General features: G+C 75.7%; 15 protein-coding genes. 6 read left to right on the top strand and 9 right to left on the bottom strand.

All coding sequences use genetic code 11. From position 1 onward, the window contains the following. Positions 1–120 precede the first annotated feature (120 nt). A complete protein-coding gene (locus tag CCE01nite_RS12340; protein ID WP_034629505.1) occupies positions 121–585 on the top strand; it encodes a hypothetical protein in 465 nt (154 codons plus the stop codon). On the opposite strand, the gene CCE01nite_RS12335 is transcribed toward CCE01nite_RS12340, so the two are convergent. From CCE01nite_RS12335 to CCE01nite_RS12320, 4 genes are read right to left on the bottom strand one after another with little or no spacing between them, the layout of a single operon-like run. After that, entirely contained in the window at positions 582–1,421 is an 840-nt protein-coding gene (locus CCE01nite_RS12335) for a glycoside hydrolase family 16 protein (protein ID WP_034629500.1), read from the bottom strand. The two genes, CCE01nite_RS12340 and CCE01nite_RS12335, sit on opposite strands and share 4 nt — an antisense overlap. Further along, positions 1,418–2,191 (bottom strand): ArsR/SmtB family transcription factor, encoded by a 774-nt coding sequence (locus CCE01nite_RS12330; protein ID WP_211254550.1) that lies wholly within the window; start codon positions 2,189–2,191, stop codon positions 1,418–1,420. Before CCE01nite_RS12330 ends, CCE01nite_RS12335 begins: the two co-directional genes overlap by 4 nt. Positions 2,192–2,222: 31 nt before the next feature. Beyond that, complete coding sequence (locus CCE01nite_RS12325) at positions 2,223–3,098, bottom strand: alpha/beta fold hydrolase (protein ID WP_034629469.1); 876 nt, start codon at positions 3,096–3,098, stop codon at positions 2,223–2,225. 3 nt (positions 3,099–3,101) lie between these two features. Further along, positions 3,102–3,497, bottom strand: a complete 396-nt coding sequence (locus tag CCE01nite_RS12320) for a VOC family protein (RefSeq protein ID WP_034629467.1) — start codon at positions 3,495–3,497, stop codon at positions 3,102–3,104. Between the two features lie 196 nt (positions 3,498–3,693). Between CCE01nite_RS12320 and CCE01nite_RS12315 the strand changes: the two genes are divergently transcribed. Further along, positions 3,694–4,482: an endonuclease/exonuclease/phosphatase family protein gene (locus CCE01nite_RS12315; protein WP_246056527.1), complete on the top strand. Its 789-nt coding sequence runs from the start codon at positions 3,694–3,696 to the stop codon at positions 4,480–4,482. 84 nt (positions 4,483–4,566) lie between these two features. On the opposite strand, the gene CCE01nite_RS12310 is transcribed toward CCE01nite_RS12315, so the two are convergent. From CCE01nite_RS12310 to CCE01nite_RS12300, 3 genes are read right to left on the bottom strand one after another with little or no spacing between them, the layout of a single operon-like run. After that, entirely contained in the window at positions 4,567–5,460 is an 894-nt protein-coding gene (locus CCE01nite_RS12310; RefSeq protein ID WP_034629464.1) for an ABC transporter permease, read from the bottom strand. Then, the gene (locus CCE01nite_RS12305) at positions 5,447–6,415 is read right to left on the bottom strand and encodes an ABC transporter ATP-binding protein (RefSeq protein WP_034629486.1); all 969 of its coding nucleotides are present in this window, start codon (positions 6,413–6,415) and stop codon (positions 5,447–5,449) included. The genes CCE01nite_RS12310 and CCE01nite_RS12305 overlap by 14 nt, the downstream gene beginning before the upstream one ends. Positions 6,416–6,465: 50 nt before the next feature. Next, a complete protein-coding gene (locus tag CCE01nite_RS12300; RefSeq protein WP_034629458.1) occupies positions 6,466–7,734 on the bottom strand; it encodes a LolA family protein in 1,269 nt (422 codons plus the stop codon). A gap of 94 nt (positions 7,735–7,828) precedes the next feature. On the opposite strand from CCE01nite_RS12300, the gene CCE01nite_RS12295 reads away from it, so the two are divergent. From CCE01nite_RS12295 to CCE01nite_RS12280, 4 genes are all read left to right on the top strand, one after another. Next, positions 7,829–8,482 carry a response regulator transcription factor gene (locus CCE01nite_RS12295; RefSeq protein ID WP_034629455.1) on the top strand — a complete coding sequence of 218 codons (654 nt, stop codon included), beginning with the start codon at positions 7,829–7,831 and terminating at the stop codon, positions 8,480–8,482. After that, positions 8,479–9,948 (top strand): ATP-binding protein, encoded by a 1,470-nt coding sequence (locus tag CCE01nite_RS12290; protein WP_084142666.1) that lies wholly within the window; start codon positions 8,479–8,481, stop codon positions 9,946–9,948. Before CCE01nite_RS12295 ends, CCE01nite_RS12290 begins: the two co-directional genes overlap by 4 nt. 117 nt (positions 9,949–10,065) lie before the next feature. Further along, the gene (locus tag CCE01nite_RS12285; RefSeq protein ID WP_034629450.1) at positions 10,066–11,307 is read left to right on the top strand and encodes an MFS transporter; all 1,242 of its coding nucleotides are present in this window, start codon (positions 10,066–10,068) and stop codon (positions 11,305–11,307) included. A 111-nt stretch (positions 11,308–11,418) separates the two neighbouring features. Beyond that, positions 11,419–12,018 (top strand): hypothetical protein, encoded by a 600-nt coding sequence (locus CCE01nite_RS12280; protein ID WP_034629447.1) that lies wholly within the window; start codon positions 11,419–11,421, stop codon positions 12,016–12,018. Between the two features lie 61 nt (positions 12,019–12,079). On the opposite strand, the gene CCE01nite_RS12275 is transcribed toward CCE01nite_RS12280, so the two are convergent. Both CCE01nite_RS12275 and CCE01nite_RS12270 read right to left on the bottom strand, forming a co-directional pair. Next, the gene (locus CCE01nite_RS12275; protein WP_052104081.1) at positions 12,080–13,813 is read right to left on the bottom strand and encodes an endo-1,4-beta-xylanase; all 1,734 of its coding nucleotides are present in this window, start codon (positions 13,811–13,813) and stop codon (positions 12,080–12,082) included. Between the two features lie 145 nt (positions 13,814–13,958). Beyond that, a complete protein-coding gene (locus CCE01nite_RS12270; protein WP_084142668.1) occupies positions 13,959–15,416 on the bottom strand; it encodes an MDR family MFS transporter in 1,458 nt (485 codons plus the stop codon). Positions 15,417–15,449: the final 33 nt, after the last annotated feature.

The following is a 15,449-nucleotide window of genomic DNA, read 5'->3' as shown; positions in this document are numbered from 1 at the left end:
CGCACGGTCGGGACGCCACGCGCGGCGGCGTCCGCGCCGGTCGCGCGCCCCGCCGGGCGGTCCCCCCGGAGCCGGTCGTACGGTGGCCTCACGACCGCCACGCGGACACGGGAGGCACTCATGGGCTCGGTCAAGCTGCGTCACCTGCCGGCGCGTGCCGCGATCGGCGCGTACGTCCTCGACTCCGGCCTCGGCAAGCGGGGCGCCGACGCGGAGACGGCCGCGGGGCTGCACGGCATGGCGGCCCAGGCCTACCCGTTCCTTGCCGACGTCGACCCGCGGACGTTCGTGCGGGTGCTCTCGGCGGCGGAGATCGCGCTCGGTGCCGCGCTGCTGCTCCCGGTCGTGCCGACAGGGCTCGCCGCCGCGGGCCTCACCGCGTTCTCGGGCGGGCTCGTCGGGCTCTACCTGCGGACGCCCGGCATGACGCGCGAGGACGGCGTCCGGCCCAGCCAGGAGGGCATCGGGCTCGCGAAGGACGTCTTCATGCTCGGCAGCGCCGTCGGGCTGCTCGTCGACGTGGCGGGCGAGCGCGCGCGGACCGCCGTCACGCGCCTGCGGCCGTCTCTCCGCCGCAGCTCCTAGGGCAGCCCGCTCGGCCCGTCGACGCGGCGGTACCCGCGCACGTGCTCGACGACGAAGTCCTTGGGGTACGGCCCGGGTGGTGGCCCGCCGTCCGGGCCGGGGAACGCGTACACGTTCAGCATGAGCTGCATCGGGTACGCGGGGGACTGCGCGACGCGCGTGACGTGCACGCCGTCGACGAGGAAGTCGACGTGCTCGGGCGTCCAGTCCACCGCGTACGTGTGCGGCTCGCGCGCGTCGATCGCGAGCCGGTGCGCCGCGAACTCGTCGACGACCGCCGGGTCGCCGAACGGGTGCACGCCCATCCCGACGAGCGCGTGGTCGGGGTGCACGTCGCGCCCGAAGATCTCGGCGACGCAGATCTCCGCCGAGCGCTCGGGGGAGTCCTCGAAGCCGATCATCCACAGCGCGACCATGGCCGCCGGGTCGTCGGTCCCGCGGGCGCGCATCTCGACCCAGCCGTACTGCGGGGTCCACAGCCGCTGCTCGTCCTGCGCCTCGCGCACGACCACGTCGGGGTGGAACCGGTGCTGGCCGACGCGGCTGCCGACGGGGCCCGAGAACACTCCCGTCTGGAGCGAGGAGACCCGCAGCTGCCCGTCGAGGTCGGGGCACCACGGCGGCTGGTCCTCCTCGACGCGCAGCCGCAGCGTGCCGTCGCCCAGCGCGTACCGGGCGGCCGACGCGGCGCGCGAGCTCCACTGCGGGAGGTAGTGCGGGACCCACCGGGCCGGGTCGAGCGTCGTGCCGTCGAAGGTGTCCTCGAGCTCGAGGACGTAGCGGTCGGGGTCGGGCGGGCCACCGGGCGTGAGCCCGGGCCCCGGCCCCGCGCTCACGTGCGGTCCCGGGCCCACGGCACCTCGGACAGCGTCCGCCCGGTCTCGACGAACGTCTTGAGGTTGGACAGCACCGCGGCCCAGCCGGACGCCGCCTGGCCGCGGTCCTCCTCGGTCAGGTCGACGTGCGTCACCGTGAGCCGCGTGATCGTGCCGTAGCGCGCGACGTCGAACGTCACGCGCGAGGCGCCCTCGACGAGGTCCTCGCCGGGCAGCGCCCAGGTCGTCACGAGCCGGTGCGGCGGCTCGCTCTCGAGCACGGTGCCGACGACGTCCGCTGTCCCGCTGCCGTCGGTGCGCCGGTGCTCCCAGCCCGAGCCGACCTGCCAGTCGGACACGTTGCTGTGGCCCCAGTACTGCGCGGTCAGGTCGGCGTCGGTGAGCGCCTCCCAGACCTTCTCGGGCGTCGCGTCGATGTAGGTCACGTACACGAACGCCGGCGTCTCGGCCATGGCGTCCTCCGCTCGTCGTCGTAGCTCGGCGATCGCCCGCAGCCGCGGGCGCTCGAACTTGTCGATCCACCGCTCCTGGATCTCGTGGAGGGGGACCGGGTTGAGGAAGTGCAGCCGGGTCCGGCCCTGCCGCACGGTGCTGACGAGGTTCGCGGCCTCGAGCAGGTCGAGGTGCTGCGTCACGGACTGCCGCGCCATGCCCGTGCCGTCCGCGAGCTCGCCGAGCGTCTGGCCGTTCCGCTCGTGCAGCCGGTCGAGCAGCGCGCGGCGCGTGCGGTCGGCGAGCGCCTTGAACACGTCGTCCACGTCGCCGGCCACGCCTCAGGTTACGCAGGCATCTGCCTGCACGTCAAGGTCGCGGCTCGGCACCGGCGAAGAACGCGCCGAGCGACTCGGCGAGCGGGCCGGGCGCCTCCTCGGCCACGTGGTGCCCGGAGTCGATCCCGTGCCCACGCACGTCGCGGGCCCAGTCGCGCCAGATCCGCAGCGGGTCCCCGTAGAGCTCCTCGAGGTCGTCGCGCGTCGACCAGAGCACGAGCAGCGGCGGCTCGACGCGCCGCCCCGCGACCCGGTCGGCCTCCTCGTCCCGGCGGTCGACGGTCAGCCCGGCGCGGTAGTCCTCGAGCATCCCGCGCACGACGTCCGGGTCCCGCACCGCCGCCCGCCACTCGGCGTGGTTCTCGTGACCCATGACCGCGGGGTCGCCGCGGTACCAGGCGTCCGGGTCCGCGGTGATGACGCGCTCGGGGACCTCAGGTTGGGCGTAGAAGAACCAGTGCCACCACCGGGTCGCGAACGTCGCGTCCGTGCGCGCGAGGTGCTCGCTGATCGGCAGGCAGTCGAGCAGCGCGACGCGGTCCACGGCCTCGGGGTGATCCAGCGCGAGGCGCAGCGCCGAGTAGCTGCCGCGGTCGTGCCCGGCGACGCAGAACTGCGCGTGCCCGAGCGACCGCATCACCGTGAGCAGCCGCTCCGCGACCGCCCGCTTGGCGTGCGGCTCGTGCCCCGGCGCGGGGACCGGCTTGCCCGAGCGCCCGTACCCGGGCAGGTCGGGGCACACGACCGTGAACCCGCGGTCGACGAGCAGGGGCGCGACCCGGTGCCACGTCGCGGACGTGCGCGGGTGCCCGTGCAGCAGGAGCACCGCCGGGCCGCTCCCGCCGTGGCGGACGAGGAGGTCGACGTCACCGGCGGGGACGTGCTCCTCCGCGAAGCCCTCGAACACGGCTCAGTCGCGCGGGCTCAGCACGCAGAACTCGTTGCCCTCGGGGTCGGCGAGCACGACCCACGAGACGTCGTCGGCCTGCCCGACGTCGATCCGCGTCGCGCCGAGCGCGACCAGCCGCTCGACCGCCTCCGCCTGGTCCTCGTCGACGCGCGGCGCGAGGTCGAGGTGCAGCCGGTTCTTGACCTGCTTGTGCTCGGGGACCTGCACGAAGCACAGCCCCGGTCCACGCTCCTCGACCGGGACGTCGCGCGCCTGGTCGAGCGCGTGCGGCGGCACGATCGTCGACTCCTCGTCGTCCTCGTAGGCGACGACCCAGCCGAGCACCTGCGCCCACCAGGCGGACTGCGCCCGCATGTCGGCGCAGTCGACCACCACGGAGTACCAGCGGACCGGCATGGGCGTGCTCCTCGTCGTCGAGCTCACGCGCGCGCCACGGGACCGTTCCCACGGACGCGCGCTCCGTCGACCCTTGTCTACCGGCGCCCACCCACACCGCGCAGCCCCATATGCGCCGCCTGGCGGGTTCCGGACCTCGCACCCGCCCCGTCTTCCTCCGGCGCGGTCGCCTTCCTACGGTGGACCGGTGCGGCTCATGACGTGGAACGTGTGGTGGCGGTTCGGCGGGCCGGCGTGGCGCGCGCGTCAGGACGCGATCGCAGCGGTCGTCGAGGCGGTCCGCCCCGACGTCCTCGGGCTCCAGGAGGCGTGGCTCGCCGACGGCCGCTCGCAGGCCGACGAGATCGCGGCGCGCCTTGGGCAGCACGCGGCGTTCGTGCCGATCTCGGTGCCGCCCGTGCCCGAGCCCGCCGAGCACCCCGAGCAGGTGGGCGTCGAGATGGGCGTCGGGCTCGTGAGCCGCTGGCCGGTCCGCGCGGTGACCCGGCACGTGCTGCCCGCGCAGCACCGCGAGCCGCCCGCGGCGCTCGTCGCGACGCTCGACCACCCCGCCGGCCCGCTGCACGTCGTCGTGGCGTGCACCGAGTGGGAGGTCGACCGCGCCGACGACCACCTCGCGCAGACCAGGGCCCTCGCCGCTCTGCTGACCGATCCGGGGCTCGACGGCGACCTGCCCGTGGTGTTCCTGGGCGACCTCAACGCGGGCCCGGGAACGCCCGAGCTCGCGCCGCTCGACGCGGTCGCGACCGACCTGTGGTCCGCGGGCGGCGGCGACCCGGACGCGGTGACGCTGAGCTCCGCGGTGCCGTTCGCGCCCCTCGAGGCCGTCAAGCAGATCGACCGGCGCATCGACCACGCGTACGCCCGGCCGGGGCGGCCCGGTGCGTCCGTCGTCGCGCACGGGAGCGTGCTCGCGGGGACCGCGGAGGTCGACGGCGTGCTGCCGTCGGACCACTGGGCGGTCGTCACCGACCTCGACGTGTGAGGCCCCCCGGCGCCGCGCCACGACCGGAGGGCCGGTGCGCCACACGGACCCACCGGCCCGCCGTCGGTGCGGGTCCGCAGGAGGTCAGGACGAGACGTCCGCCGTCGTGAAGCGGCTCCACGCGAGGGCCCCGAAGAGGACGACCCACGCGCCCTGCACCGCGAGCCCCTGCGCGAGCACGTCCCAGCCGACCTCGACGCGCAGGAACTCCGCGAAGTCGAGCCAGTGGTGCGTGAGCAGCCCGCCGTGGATCGCGGACAGCTGCGGCAGCGTGTCGAGCACCGCCGAGACGATCGCGACCACGACGGTCGCCGCCATCGCCCCGACCGGCACCTCGGTGAGCGTCGAGAGGAACAGCCCGACCGCCACGAGCCCGGTCATCGACAGCGCGACGTACGCGACGACGCCGGCCATGCGACCGATGCCGGTGCCGAGCGGGATGGTCGACCCCGACAGCAGCGCGACGTCGTCGAGCCCGAAGTACGCCGCCCCGGTCACGAACGCCATGACGGCGATCGCGAGGACCGCCGCGCCGGCGAACGCGAGCGCGCCGAGGGCCTTGACCCCGAGCAGCCGCGTCCGCGAGACGGGCACGGTCAGCAGGTAGCGCAGCGTCCCGGCGGACGCCTCGCCCGCGACCGCGTCGCCCGACGCGATGCCGATCGTCAGGGGCAGCAGGAACGGCAGGCACAGGAACAGCGCGGCGACCACGAGGAACAGCCCGTTGCCCGTGACCCGTCCGACGAACCCGGGACCCTGGCCGCCGAGCGCCGAGTCCTGGGTCACGAACAGCACGGTGCCGAGCAGGACCGGGACGGCCGCGAGCCCGGCGAGGAGCACCTGGTTGCGGCGCCGGCCGAAGACGAGCCGGAGCTCGCTGCGCATCAGCCGGGACCACGCGCCGCGGCGGCGCGCGGTGGAAAGCGGCGCCGTGGACGTCCCGGCGACGGGACCGTCGAGGACCTCAGCGTGCGACATCGAAGCCCTCCCCGGTCAGCGCCACGAAGACCTGCTCGAGGCTCGGGCGCGTGACCTCGAGCCCCACGAGGTCGAGCCCCGCGTGCACGATCGCCGCGGAGATCTTCTCGGGCGGCGTGCTCGCGAGCAGCGCGCGCAGCGTCGGACCGTCGGTGGTGACCTCGGTGAGCCCGAGCCCGGTCAGCACCTCCGCGACCGCGCCGACGTGCGCGAGCGACGTCGTGACGCCCACGTGGGCGGTGCCGCGGTCGGTCAGCGCCTGGCGCTCGCCCTGCAGGAGCAGGCGGCCGCGGCTCATGATCCCGATGTGCGTGCAGACCTGCTCGATCTCGGCGAGCAGGTGCGAGGACACCAGGACCGTGGTGCCGGCGTCGGCGAGCTCGCGCACGAGGTGGCGGACCTCGCGCGTGCCCTGCGGGTCGAGGCCGTTCGTCGGCTCGTCGAGCACGAGGAGCTCGCGCGGGCGCAGCAGCGCGGCGGCGAGCCCGAGCCGCTGCTTCATGCCGAGCGAGTACTGCCGGTACGGCTTCGCGGCGGCGGCCGAGAGCCCGACGCGCTCGAGCGCGTCCTCGGTGCGCCGGCGGGACGTGCGGGGGTCCGCCGTGGCGTCGCTCGCGTCGAGCCGCACGAGGTTCGCGCGCCCGGTCAGGTACGGGTGGAACGCGGGTCCCTCGACGAGCGCGCCGACCCGGGGGAGCACCGTCGCGCCGGCCTCGGGCATCGCGCCGTCGAGCAGCCACGCGCGCCCGCTCGTCGGGCGGACGAGGCCGAGCAGCATCCGGATCGTCGTCGTCTTGCCCGAGCCGTTCGGGCCGAGGAAGCCGTAGACCGAGCCGCGCGGCACGTGCAGCCCGAGCCCGTCGACCGCGACCTGACCCGAGCGGAAGCGCTTGGTCAGTCCGTCGGTCCGGACCGCGAGGTCGTGGTCCCCGGGCACGCCGCCGGCGGCGGGCAGCTGGTCGCTGCTCGCCGCCGGGGCCGTTCCGGTCGCCACGGTCGTCCCCGTCACGCCATCCCGCGCAGGGTGTCCGCCGGGACGGCCCCCGCCAGGACGCGCCCGTCGGTCGTGACGAGCACGCTGAGCAGCGACGAGCTGAGCAGCCGGCCCTCGGGGACCTCGGTCGTCAGCTGGTCGTACAGCGCGCTCGTGTCGAGGTCCGGCACGCCGTGCTGGCCGTTCTCGTCGGTGGGGGCGAACTCCTCGATGAGGTCCTGCGCGCTCTCCGAGCCGAACGTCTTGCCGGCGCCCGGGACGCTCGTGAGGGCGGCGGGGTCGCCCGCGACGAGGTTCGCGACGTCGAGCCCGGTGATCTCGGTGACCGACTCCCAGCCGGTGCCGGTGACCGTGACGCCCGGGGGGAGCTCCTGCGCGTCCTTCGCGGACGGCACCTGAGCGAGGTCCGCGGCGCTCGGCAGCGGGACCTCGACGTCCTCGACGCTCGCGTCGGCCGGTGCCGAGAACGCGAGGACCGCGTCGTCGGGCGCCTCGAACGCGACGTCGGTGAACCCGATCTCGAGCGCCGGGGCGTCGGCGTCCTGCGTGCTCCACACCTGCACGCGCAGCGGCGTCGAGGTCTCGGCGTCGACCGCGACCACGGTGCGGGCGATCAGCGTCTCGGCGTCGGCCTTCGGCGTCACGACGAGCTGGTACGCGTCGCGCCCGGCGACGGTGAGCTCGGCGTCGAGCGTGACCGACGAGAACTGCTCGGCCTGCGCGAGCACGTGGCCCGCGACCTCGTCGGGCGTCGGCAGCCCGCCCGCGACCTCGGGGAGCGTCCCGGCGCGGGCCTGCTCGGCGAGCGCGTCGTAGCGGGCCTGGTCCTCGGCGCTCAGCGCGTAGTGCACGACCTCCTCGTCGGCGCTCGAGTACGTCCACGCCTCGGCGCCGTCACGCACGACGGAGTACTCCGAGACCGAGCCGAGCAGCGAGACGCGCGAGCGCTCGGTGCCGTCGGTCCACACCCGCAGCGTCGAGCTGCCGCCGAGCAGCGCGATCGGGTCCGCGCCGCCGACCTCGCCGAACGGGATCTCCGGCAGGCCGAGCCGCGCGGTGTAGACGAGCGTGCCGCTCATCGGGACCGGCTGGGCGGCGGCGACGGAGCTGATCAGCTCGGCCGGGGTCACGTCGGGCAGGCCCTCGGCGCCCGCGGAGGCGAGCAGCGGGGGTGCGACGAAGGCGCCGGCGACGGCCACGGCGGCGACCGCCGGGACCGCCCAGCGGACGCGTGGGGACAGGGATCGTGGGGTGCTCGAGGGCTCGGTCGTCTCGGTCATGGCTCCACTGTGCGCCCCGGCGCCTGAGGGCGCGCTGAGAGGTCGCCGGCGCCGCGGGTGGGGCGCGCGGCGTGCGCGGTGGGATGCTCGTCCCGTGCGGGTCCTGGTGGTCGACGACGAACGCGGGCTCGTGCGCGCCCTGCACCGCGGGCTCACGGCGGAGGGCTTCGCGGTCGACGTCGCGTTCGACGGCGCGACGGGCCTGCACCTCGCCACCGAGAACGAGTACGACGCGATCGTGCTCGACATCATGCTGCCGCGCCGCAACGGCTACGACGTCGTCACGGACCTGCGCGCGCTGGGCGTGTGGACGCCCGTGCTGCTGCTGAGCGCCAAGGACGGCGAGCACGACGTCGCCGACGGCCTCGACGTCGGCGCCGACGACTACCTGACCAAGCCGTTCTCGTTCGTCGTGCTCGTGGCCCGGCTGCGCGCGCTCGTGCGCCGGCCCGCGCACGCACGCCCCGCGGTCCTGCAGGTGGGCGACGTGGTGCTCGACCCCGCGACCCGTGTCGTGACCCGCGCGGGCGAGGTCGTCGCGCTCACGACCCGCGAGACCGCGCTGCTCGAGTACCTCATGCGGCACGCCGACCGGGTCGTCGGCAAGGTCGAGCTGCGCGACCACGTGTGGGACGGGTCGGGGGAGGACCTCAACGTCGTCGAGGTCTACGTCGGGTACCTGCGGCGCAAGCTCGGGCGCGACGTCGTCGCGACCGTGCGCGGTGCGGGGTACCGCGCGGCCGGATGACCGGGACGGTGGCGCCGGGCGGCGGCGTCGCGTCCGCGCCCCGGCCCGTGCCGACGGGTGGGCCCGCGGGACCGCCGGTGCCGCTGCCCGCGCCCGACGTCGCGCCGGCCCGCGGCCCGGGGCGCTGGTCGCTGCGCCTGCGGCTGACGCTGCTCACGTCCGGGGTGCTGTGCGCGGGGCTCGCCGCGGGTGCGCTGATCCTCACCAACGTGCTCTCGGTGAGCCGCGTCGACGCGCTCGACGACATCGCGCGCGACCGCGCCCTCACGGTGGCGACGCTCGTGGGCGACGACCGGCTCCCCGAGGCGCTCCCGGTCGGCGAGCCGGGCGAGCTCGTCCAGCTCCTCGACGCCGGCGGTGCCGTCGTCGCGTCGTCCCCGAACGCGAGCCGCACGCTCCCGGTGCTTCCGGCGGACGCGGTGCGGGGGCTGCGCGCCGAGGCGGTCGCGGCCGGTGACGTCCTCGTCACGGGGACCGACCGCAGCGCGTACGACGGGGACGCGCGCGTCGCGGTGCTGCCCGCGACGTACGGCGACGCGCCCGTGACGGTCGTCGCCACCGTCCCGCTCGCGGAGGTCCGCGGCCTGCTCGACGCGCTCCGGCTCGCACTCGTGGGCGTCGTGCCGGTCCTCACCGCGCTGCTCGCGGTCGTCATCTGGACCGTCCTCGGCCGCGCGCTGCACCCGGTCGAGCAGCTCCGGCAGGCCGCCGCGCAGGTCGCCCGCACCGGCGGCCCGGGCTCGCTGCCCGTCCGGCGCGCGCACGACGAGCTCGGCGCCCTCACGCGCACGCTCAACGAGATGCTCGACCGGCTCGAGGTCGCGGCCGCGCGCCAGCGCACGTTCGTCGGCGACGCGGCGCACGAGCTGCGCTCGCCCCTCGCGTCCCTGCGGACGTCCATCGAGGTCGCCCGCGCGCACCCCGACGCCTACAGCGGCGCCGAGCTGGCGGAGGACCTCGAGGGCGAGGTGCTGCGCATGCAGGCGCTCGTCGACGACCTGCTCCTGCTCGCGCGGGTCGGGTCGACCCGCGCCGACCGCGTCGAGCTCGACCTGCTCGACGTCGTGCGGGGCGCCACCGAGGCGTCCGGGGCGGTCGCGGCGCGCACCGACGTGAGCCTCACGGTCACCGGGTCCGGCCGCGCGCACGCCGACCCCGCGGCCACCACGCGCGTCGTGCGCAACCTGCTCGACAACGCCGTCCGGCACGCCGCCGCACGCGTCGAGGTCACGGTCGCGGACGGTGCGGTCACCGTGGACGACGACGGCGCCGGCATCCCCGCGCCCGACCGCGAGCGCGTGTTCGAGCGGTTCGTGCGGCTCGACGACGCTCGTGAGCGGGAGGCCGGCGGCAGCGGGCTCGGGCTCGCGATCGCGCGGGAGGTCGCGCGCGAGAACGGCGGGGACGTCGGGCTCGGGGACGCGCCGCTCGGGGGTGCGCGCGCGGTGCTGCGGCTGCCGCGCTGAGACCGGGCGCGGCGCCCCCGGGGCGTGCGACGCCGGTGCCGGGCGGCGACGCGACGTGCTCCCGACGCGCGAGACCGCGCTGCGCGCCGCGGCGAGCGCGCGTCAGACTGACCGGCGATGAGCTCGACAGCCCGCCGCACGCCGGCCTTCCTCGACCGCCGGTCGCTCGCCGGGGTGTACCTGCCTGCTCTCGTGTTCCAGGTCGGCCTCGGGGCGGCCGTGCCGATGGTCGCCGTGACCGCGTCGCAGCGTGGCGCGTCGCTCGCGCTCGCCGGGCTCCTCGCCGCGATGGTCGGCGTCGGCCAGATCCTCGGCGACGTGCCCGCGGGCTGGCTCGCGTCGCGGGTCGGCGACCGCCGGGCGATGCTCGTCGCCTCGGGCGTCGCGGCGTTCACGCTCACGGGTGCGGCGCTGTCCCGGGACCTGCTCGTGCTCGCCGTGTCCGTGCTCGGCACCGGCGCGACCGCGTCGGTGTACCAGCTGGCGCGGCAGTCGTACCTCACCGAGATCACGCCCGTCGAGACCCGTGCCCGGGCGCTGTCGACGCTCGGCGGGGTCAGCCGCATCGGGTCGTTCCTGGGGCCGTTCGCGGGGGCGCTCGCGGTGCACCTCGGCGGGACGTCCGCGGCGTTCGGCCTCGCGGTCGCCACCACGCTGCTCGCGGGGGCCGTCGTGCTCGCGGTGCCGGACGCCGCCGGGGCCGAGACGGTGCGGCGGCGCACCGCGGCCCGGGTCCCGGTGCGTGCGGTGCTGCGCGAGCACCGCCGCGTCCTGACCTCCCTGGGCGTCGCGGTGCTCCTCGTCGGCGCGGTGCGCGGCGCCCGCCAGGTCGTGCTGCCGCTGTGGTCCGAGCACCTCGGGCTCGCGCCGGCCACGACGAGCCTCGTGTTCGGGCTCTCCGGCGCGGTCGACATGCTGCTCTTCTACCCCGCGGGGCACGTCATGGACCGGCGCGGGCGCCTGTGGATCGCGGTCCCGTCGATGCTCGTCCTGGGCGTCGCCCTGCCGCTCGCCGGGACGCTGCCGGCGCTCGCCGTCGCCGCGATGGCGCTGGGCCTCGGCAACGGCATCGGCTCGGGGCTGCTCATGACGCTCGGCGCGGACGTCGCACCGCCGGCGGCCCGGTCGCAGTTCCTGGGAGCGTGGCGGCTCCTGCAGGACTCCGGCGTCGCCGCCGGTCCGCTCGTCGTCGCCGGGGGAGCGGCGCTCGGCAGCCTCGCGCTCGGCGTGGCCGCGACGGGCGGGCTGGCGCTGCTGGCGGCCGTCGCGCTCGGGGTCACGGTGCCCCGCTGGTCGCCGCACGCGAACCGGCGCACGCGCGAGGCCGCGGGGCTCGCCCGCGACGGCACGCTGGCCTGACGCCGGTGCCGGTGGGACGTCGGCGCGCCGGACAGAGGTCGGCCCGGCGCGCCCGGCACCTGGGCGTGCGGGGCTTCGACAGTGTGGGCGCGCCGCCCTACGGTGTGCGGCGTGGACGAGTCGACTGCCCTGCGCCGGACGTACCGACCTGCCGCGCGGCCGACCGTGCACCTCGGCCGACGGGTCGTGACGGCGCTCGCGCTCGTCGCCGTGCTCGCCGGCTGCGTCCCGTCACCGACGAGCCCGCGCGAAGGAGATCCCGTGCCCGGAGCAGCGCCCGAGCGGTTCACGATCGTCCCCGACGACTATCACGTCCCTTACGCGGGGACGGCCGAGGACGGGCGCCGGTTCTTCCTGAGCGACGAGCTGTTCAGCCCCGAGCCCGGCGGGCCCTCGTACGTCGGGCTGTTCCTGTGGCACGCCGACGGGACGTTCGACGAGGTGCGGGTCGACGCGGTCGCGCGGCCCGACGGGGTCCCTCCCATGCAGGCGGTCCCGGCCGGCGCCGACGACCTGGTGCAGGCGCGGCTGGCCGAGCTGGGGGACCACGTGCTGGAGCCCGTCGACGTCGAGCCGTTCCTCGAGGAGGTCGACGGGACCGAGTTCGGGTGGCGCTTCCAGGAGTACGACGGCACGGCGATGCTGAACATCGAGCCGGGCAACTTCATCGCGTACTACGAGCCGTGGGACGGGCTCGAGTACGACACGTGAGCGGCACGGGCGGACGCGCCCGGTTCCGCCCGGCCGCAGTCCCGACGTGTCGCCGGCCGGTTCAGTCCAGCCGCGCCGGGTCGACGAGGCCCCAGTACGCCGGCTTCGCCTGCAGGTCCCCGTCGAACAGCAGCGGCGCCTCGTACGGGCGCTCGGTCGGCCACGCGCGCAGCCAGCTCCGCGCGTCGTAGAGCCCCCACACGCTGAGCGACGAGACGGCGCCCGGGTGCCGGCGGAACGCGGCGAGGAGGTCCTGGTAGTACCGGCCCTGCTCGTCGAGCCGCTCGGGTGGTGTGCGGTCGAGCACCTCGTCGGGCGACTGCGCGATCGCGACGTCGAGCTCGGTGACGGCCTGCCGCACGCCGAGGTCCTCGAAGGTCGCGATGGTGTCCTCGATCCGCGAGACCGGCACGCCCAGGTTGACGTGCATCTGGTGGCCGACCCCGTCGACCGGGACGCCCTCGTCGAGCAGCCGCCGCACGACGTCGGCGGCGGCACGCCGCTTCGCCGCGCCCTCGGTGCCGTAGTCGTTGAGGTACAGGACGGTGTCGGGGCCGAAGACCTCGCGCGCGATCCGGAACGCGTGGGCGACGTACTCGGGGCCCAGCACCGCGTACCACCGGTTGCGGCGCAGGCCGTCGTCCTCCTCGGGGTCGATCGCCTCGTTGACGACGTCCCACGTGCGCACCGGGTTGGCGTCGCCGTAGCGCTCCTGGAGGTGGCCTGCGACGGCCCGCACGTGCGCCTCGAGCCGGGCCAGCAGGAGCGCCTGGTCCTCGGGGCTCTGCCCGAGCTCGCGCCCGTCGGGGGCCTCGAAGAACCAGTCGGGCGTCGAGCGGTGCCACACGAGCGTGTGGCCGTGCACGGTCAGGCCGTGCGCGACCGCGAAGTCGAGCACCTGGTCGGCCTGCTCGAACGTGAACTCGCCTTCGTGGGGCTGCAGGCTCGAGGGCTTGAGGGCGTTCTCGGGCGTGATCGTCGAGAAGTGCCGCGTCAGGAGCTCGGCGGGCGCGCCGTCGAGGTCCTGACGGCCGACGGCGGTGCCCACCGGGAAGTCGCCCGCGAGCGCGTCGCGGAGCGCGGGGATGTCGGTCTGCACCGGGGGCGCCTCCTTGGTCACGGTCACGTCGTCGACGAGCAGGTCGGCGAGGGTGCCGGTCGACTCGACGTAGAGCTCGGGGTGCTGCGAGCCCTCGGGCAGCGTGTACGCGGTGCGCAGCTCGACCCACGCGTCGGTGCCGACAGACGTGCGCACGAGGTGGTCGTAGACCCGCTCGCCGTCGGCGTCACGCCGGACGGTGAGCTGGAGCTCGTCCTTCGCACCCTCCTCGGCCGCACCGTCGGCCGCGCCCTCGCCCGCGGCGGCGCCGTCGGCATCCCCGCCCTCGCCGCCGTCCTCGCCGTCCCCCGCCCCGTCCGGCGTCGCCGCGGCGGGCGCCAGCCGCACCCACACCGACAGCACGTGCTCCGTCTCGGCGGTCAGCACGCCCTCGAGGTCGAGCAGCGCGCCGTTCCAGGCCTCGCTGCGCCCGCTCACGAGCAGGCTCGACGCACCGCTGCGCGCGTCGCCCTCGCGGGTCGCGACCTCGGCGCTGCCGAGGCCCTCCCAGCCGTCGGTGCCGTCCTCGAACTCGCTCGACAGGACGGTGCTCACGCGCTCGGGCGCGGCGGTGGCGATCGGCTGGCTCTCGGTGCGCCCGGGTTCCGGGCTCGGCGAGAGGGGCCCCGCGAGCAGGACCACGACGAGGACGAGGGCGCCGGCCGCGAGGACCAGCGCAGGGATGAGGCGTCGCACGACGGCGCAGCTCCCCCCGGTCGGTGGCACGTCGGTGGCTCCACCGTACGCAGACGGGCGCCACCCGGAGCAAGTGCGTCACGGGCCCCGAGGGGGCTTCGTGACGCACCGCACACGGGTGGCGCCCGGTTCGTCGTGGTCTGTCTCAGTGCACCCCGGCGGGAGCGGACCCCGCGCCCTCGACGCTGTGCGCGCCGTCGCCGTGCCCGGCGTCCCGCGGGACCCGCACCGCGAACGCCGCGGGGATCGCGAGCACCGAGATCACCGCGCCCACGAGGAACGCGGCGTGCACCCCACCGGCCATGGACGTGACGGGCCCCGCACCGGTGTCGGTGAGCGTCGCCGCGCGCGCCGTCAGCACCGTGACGAACAGCGCCGTCCCGGCCGCGCCCGCGACCTGCTGGACCGTGCCGACCATCGCGCTGCCGTGCGAGTACAGGTTCGGCGTGAGCGAGCCGAGCGACGCGGTGAACAGCGGCGTGAACATGAGCGCGAGCCCGACGCTGAGCACGACGTGCCCCGTGAGCAGCAGCCACGGCGAGCTCTGCTCCCCGAGCGTCGCGAGCAGCCACGCCGCGATGCTGACGATCGTCGCGCCCGGGACGAGCAGCACGCGCGGCCCGAACCGGTCGTAGGCGCGGCCCACGGACGGCGCCAGGAAGCCCATGAGCAGGCCGCCCGGGAGCATGAGCAGCCCGGTCTGCAGCGCCTCGAGGCCGAGCACCTGCTGCGCGTAGAGCGGGAGCAGGATGATCGTGCCGAACAGCGACATCATGCTGATCGCCATGAGCACGATCGCGACGGTGAACACCGGGGAGCGGAACGTGCGCAGGTCGAGCAGCGCGGCGTCGGTCCGCTGCAGCACGAGCTGGCGGGCGACGAACAGCCCGAGCGTCACGAGCCCGACGCCCAGCGCGGTCCACGCCGCGCTCGCCCCACCGCCCGCGGCGGACTCGCCGACGCGGCTCAGGCCGTACACGATCCCGCCGAACGCGAGCGCCGAGAGGACCACCGAGAGGACGTCGACGCGGGCCTCGCGCGGCGTCGTGAGGTTGACGAGGCGCGCGGCCCCGAGCGCGAGCGCGCCGACGGCGATCGGGAGCACGAGCCCGAAGAGCCAGCGCCAGTCGAGCACGCTGAGCACGAACCCGGAGATCGTCGGCCCGAGGGCCGGCGCGACCGAGATGACGACGGAGATGTTGCCCATCGTGCGGCCGCGGCTCGCGGGCGGCGTGACGGTCATGACGGTCGTCATGAGCAGCGGCATCATGATCGCGGTGCCGCTCGCCTGCACGACGCGGCCGAGCAGCAGCACCTCGAAGCCGGGCGCGAGCGCGCACACGAGCGTGCCCACGCTGAACAGGCCCATCGCCGCGAGGAACGCCGCTCGCGTCGTCGTGCGCTGCAGCACGAAGCCCGTGATCGGGATGACCACGGCCATCGTCAGCATGAAGGCGGTCGTGACCCACTGCGCGGCGCTCGCCGTGATCGCCAGGTCCTCCATGAGGCGCGGGAGCGCGACCCCCATGACGGTCTCGTTGAGGATGACCACGAACGCGGACACCAGGAGCAGCGAGACGGCCGTGCGGTCGCGGGCCGTCATGCGGTCGGGGGCGTGGGTCGCCGCGGGGTCGGA

The organism is Cellulomonas cellasea (assembly GCF_006538745.1).
Classification (GTDB): domain Bacteria; phylum Actinomycetota; class Actinomycetes; order Actinomycetales; family Cellulomonadaceae; genus Cellulomonas_A; species Cellulomonas_A cellasea.
This window is presented reverse-complemented; position numbering and strand designations above follow the sequence as displayed.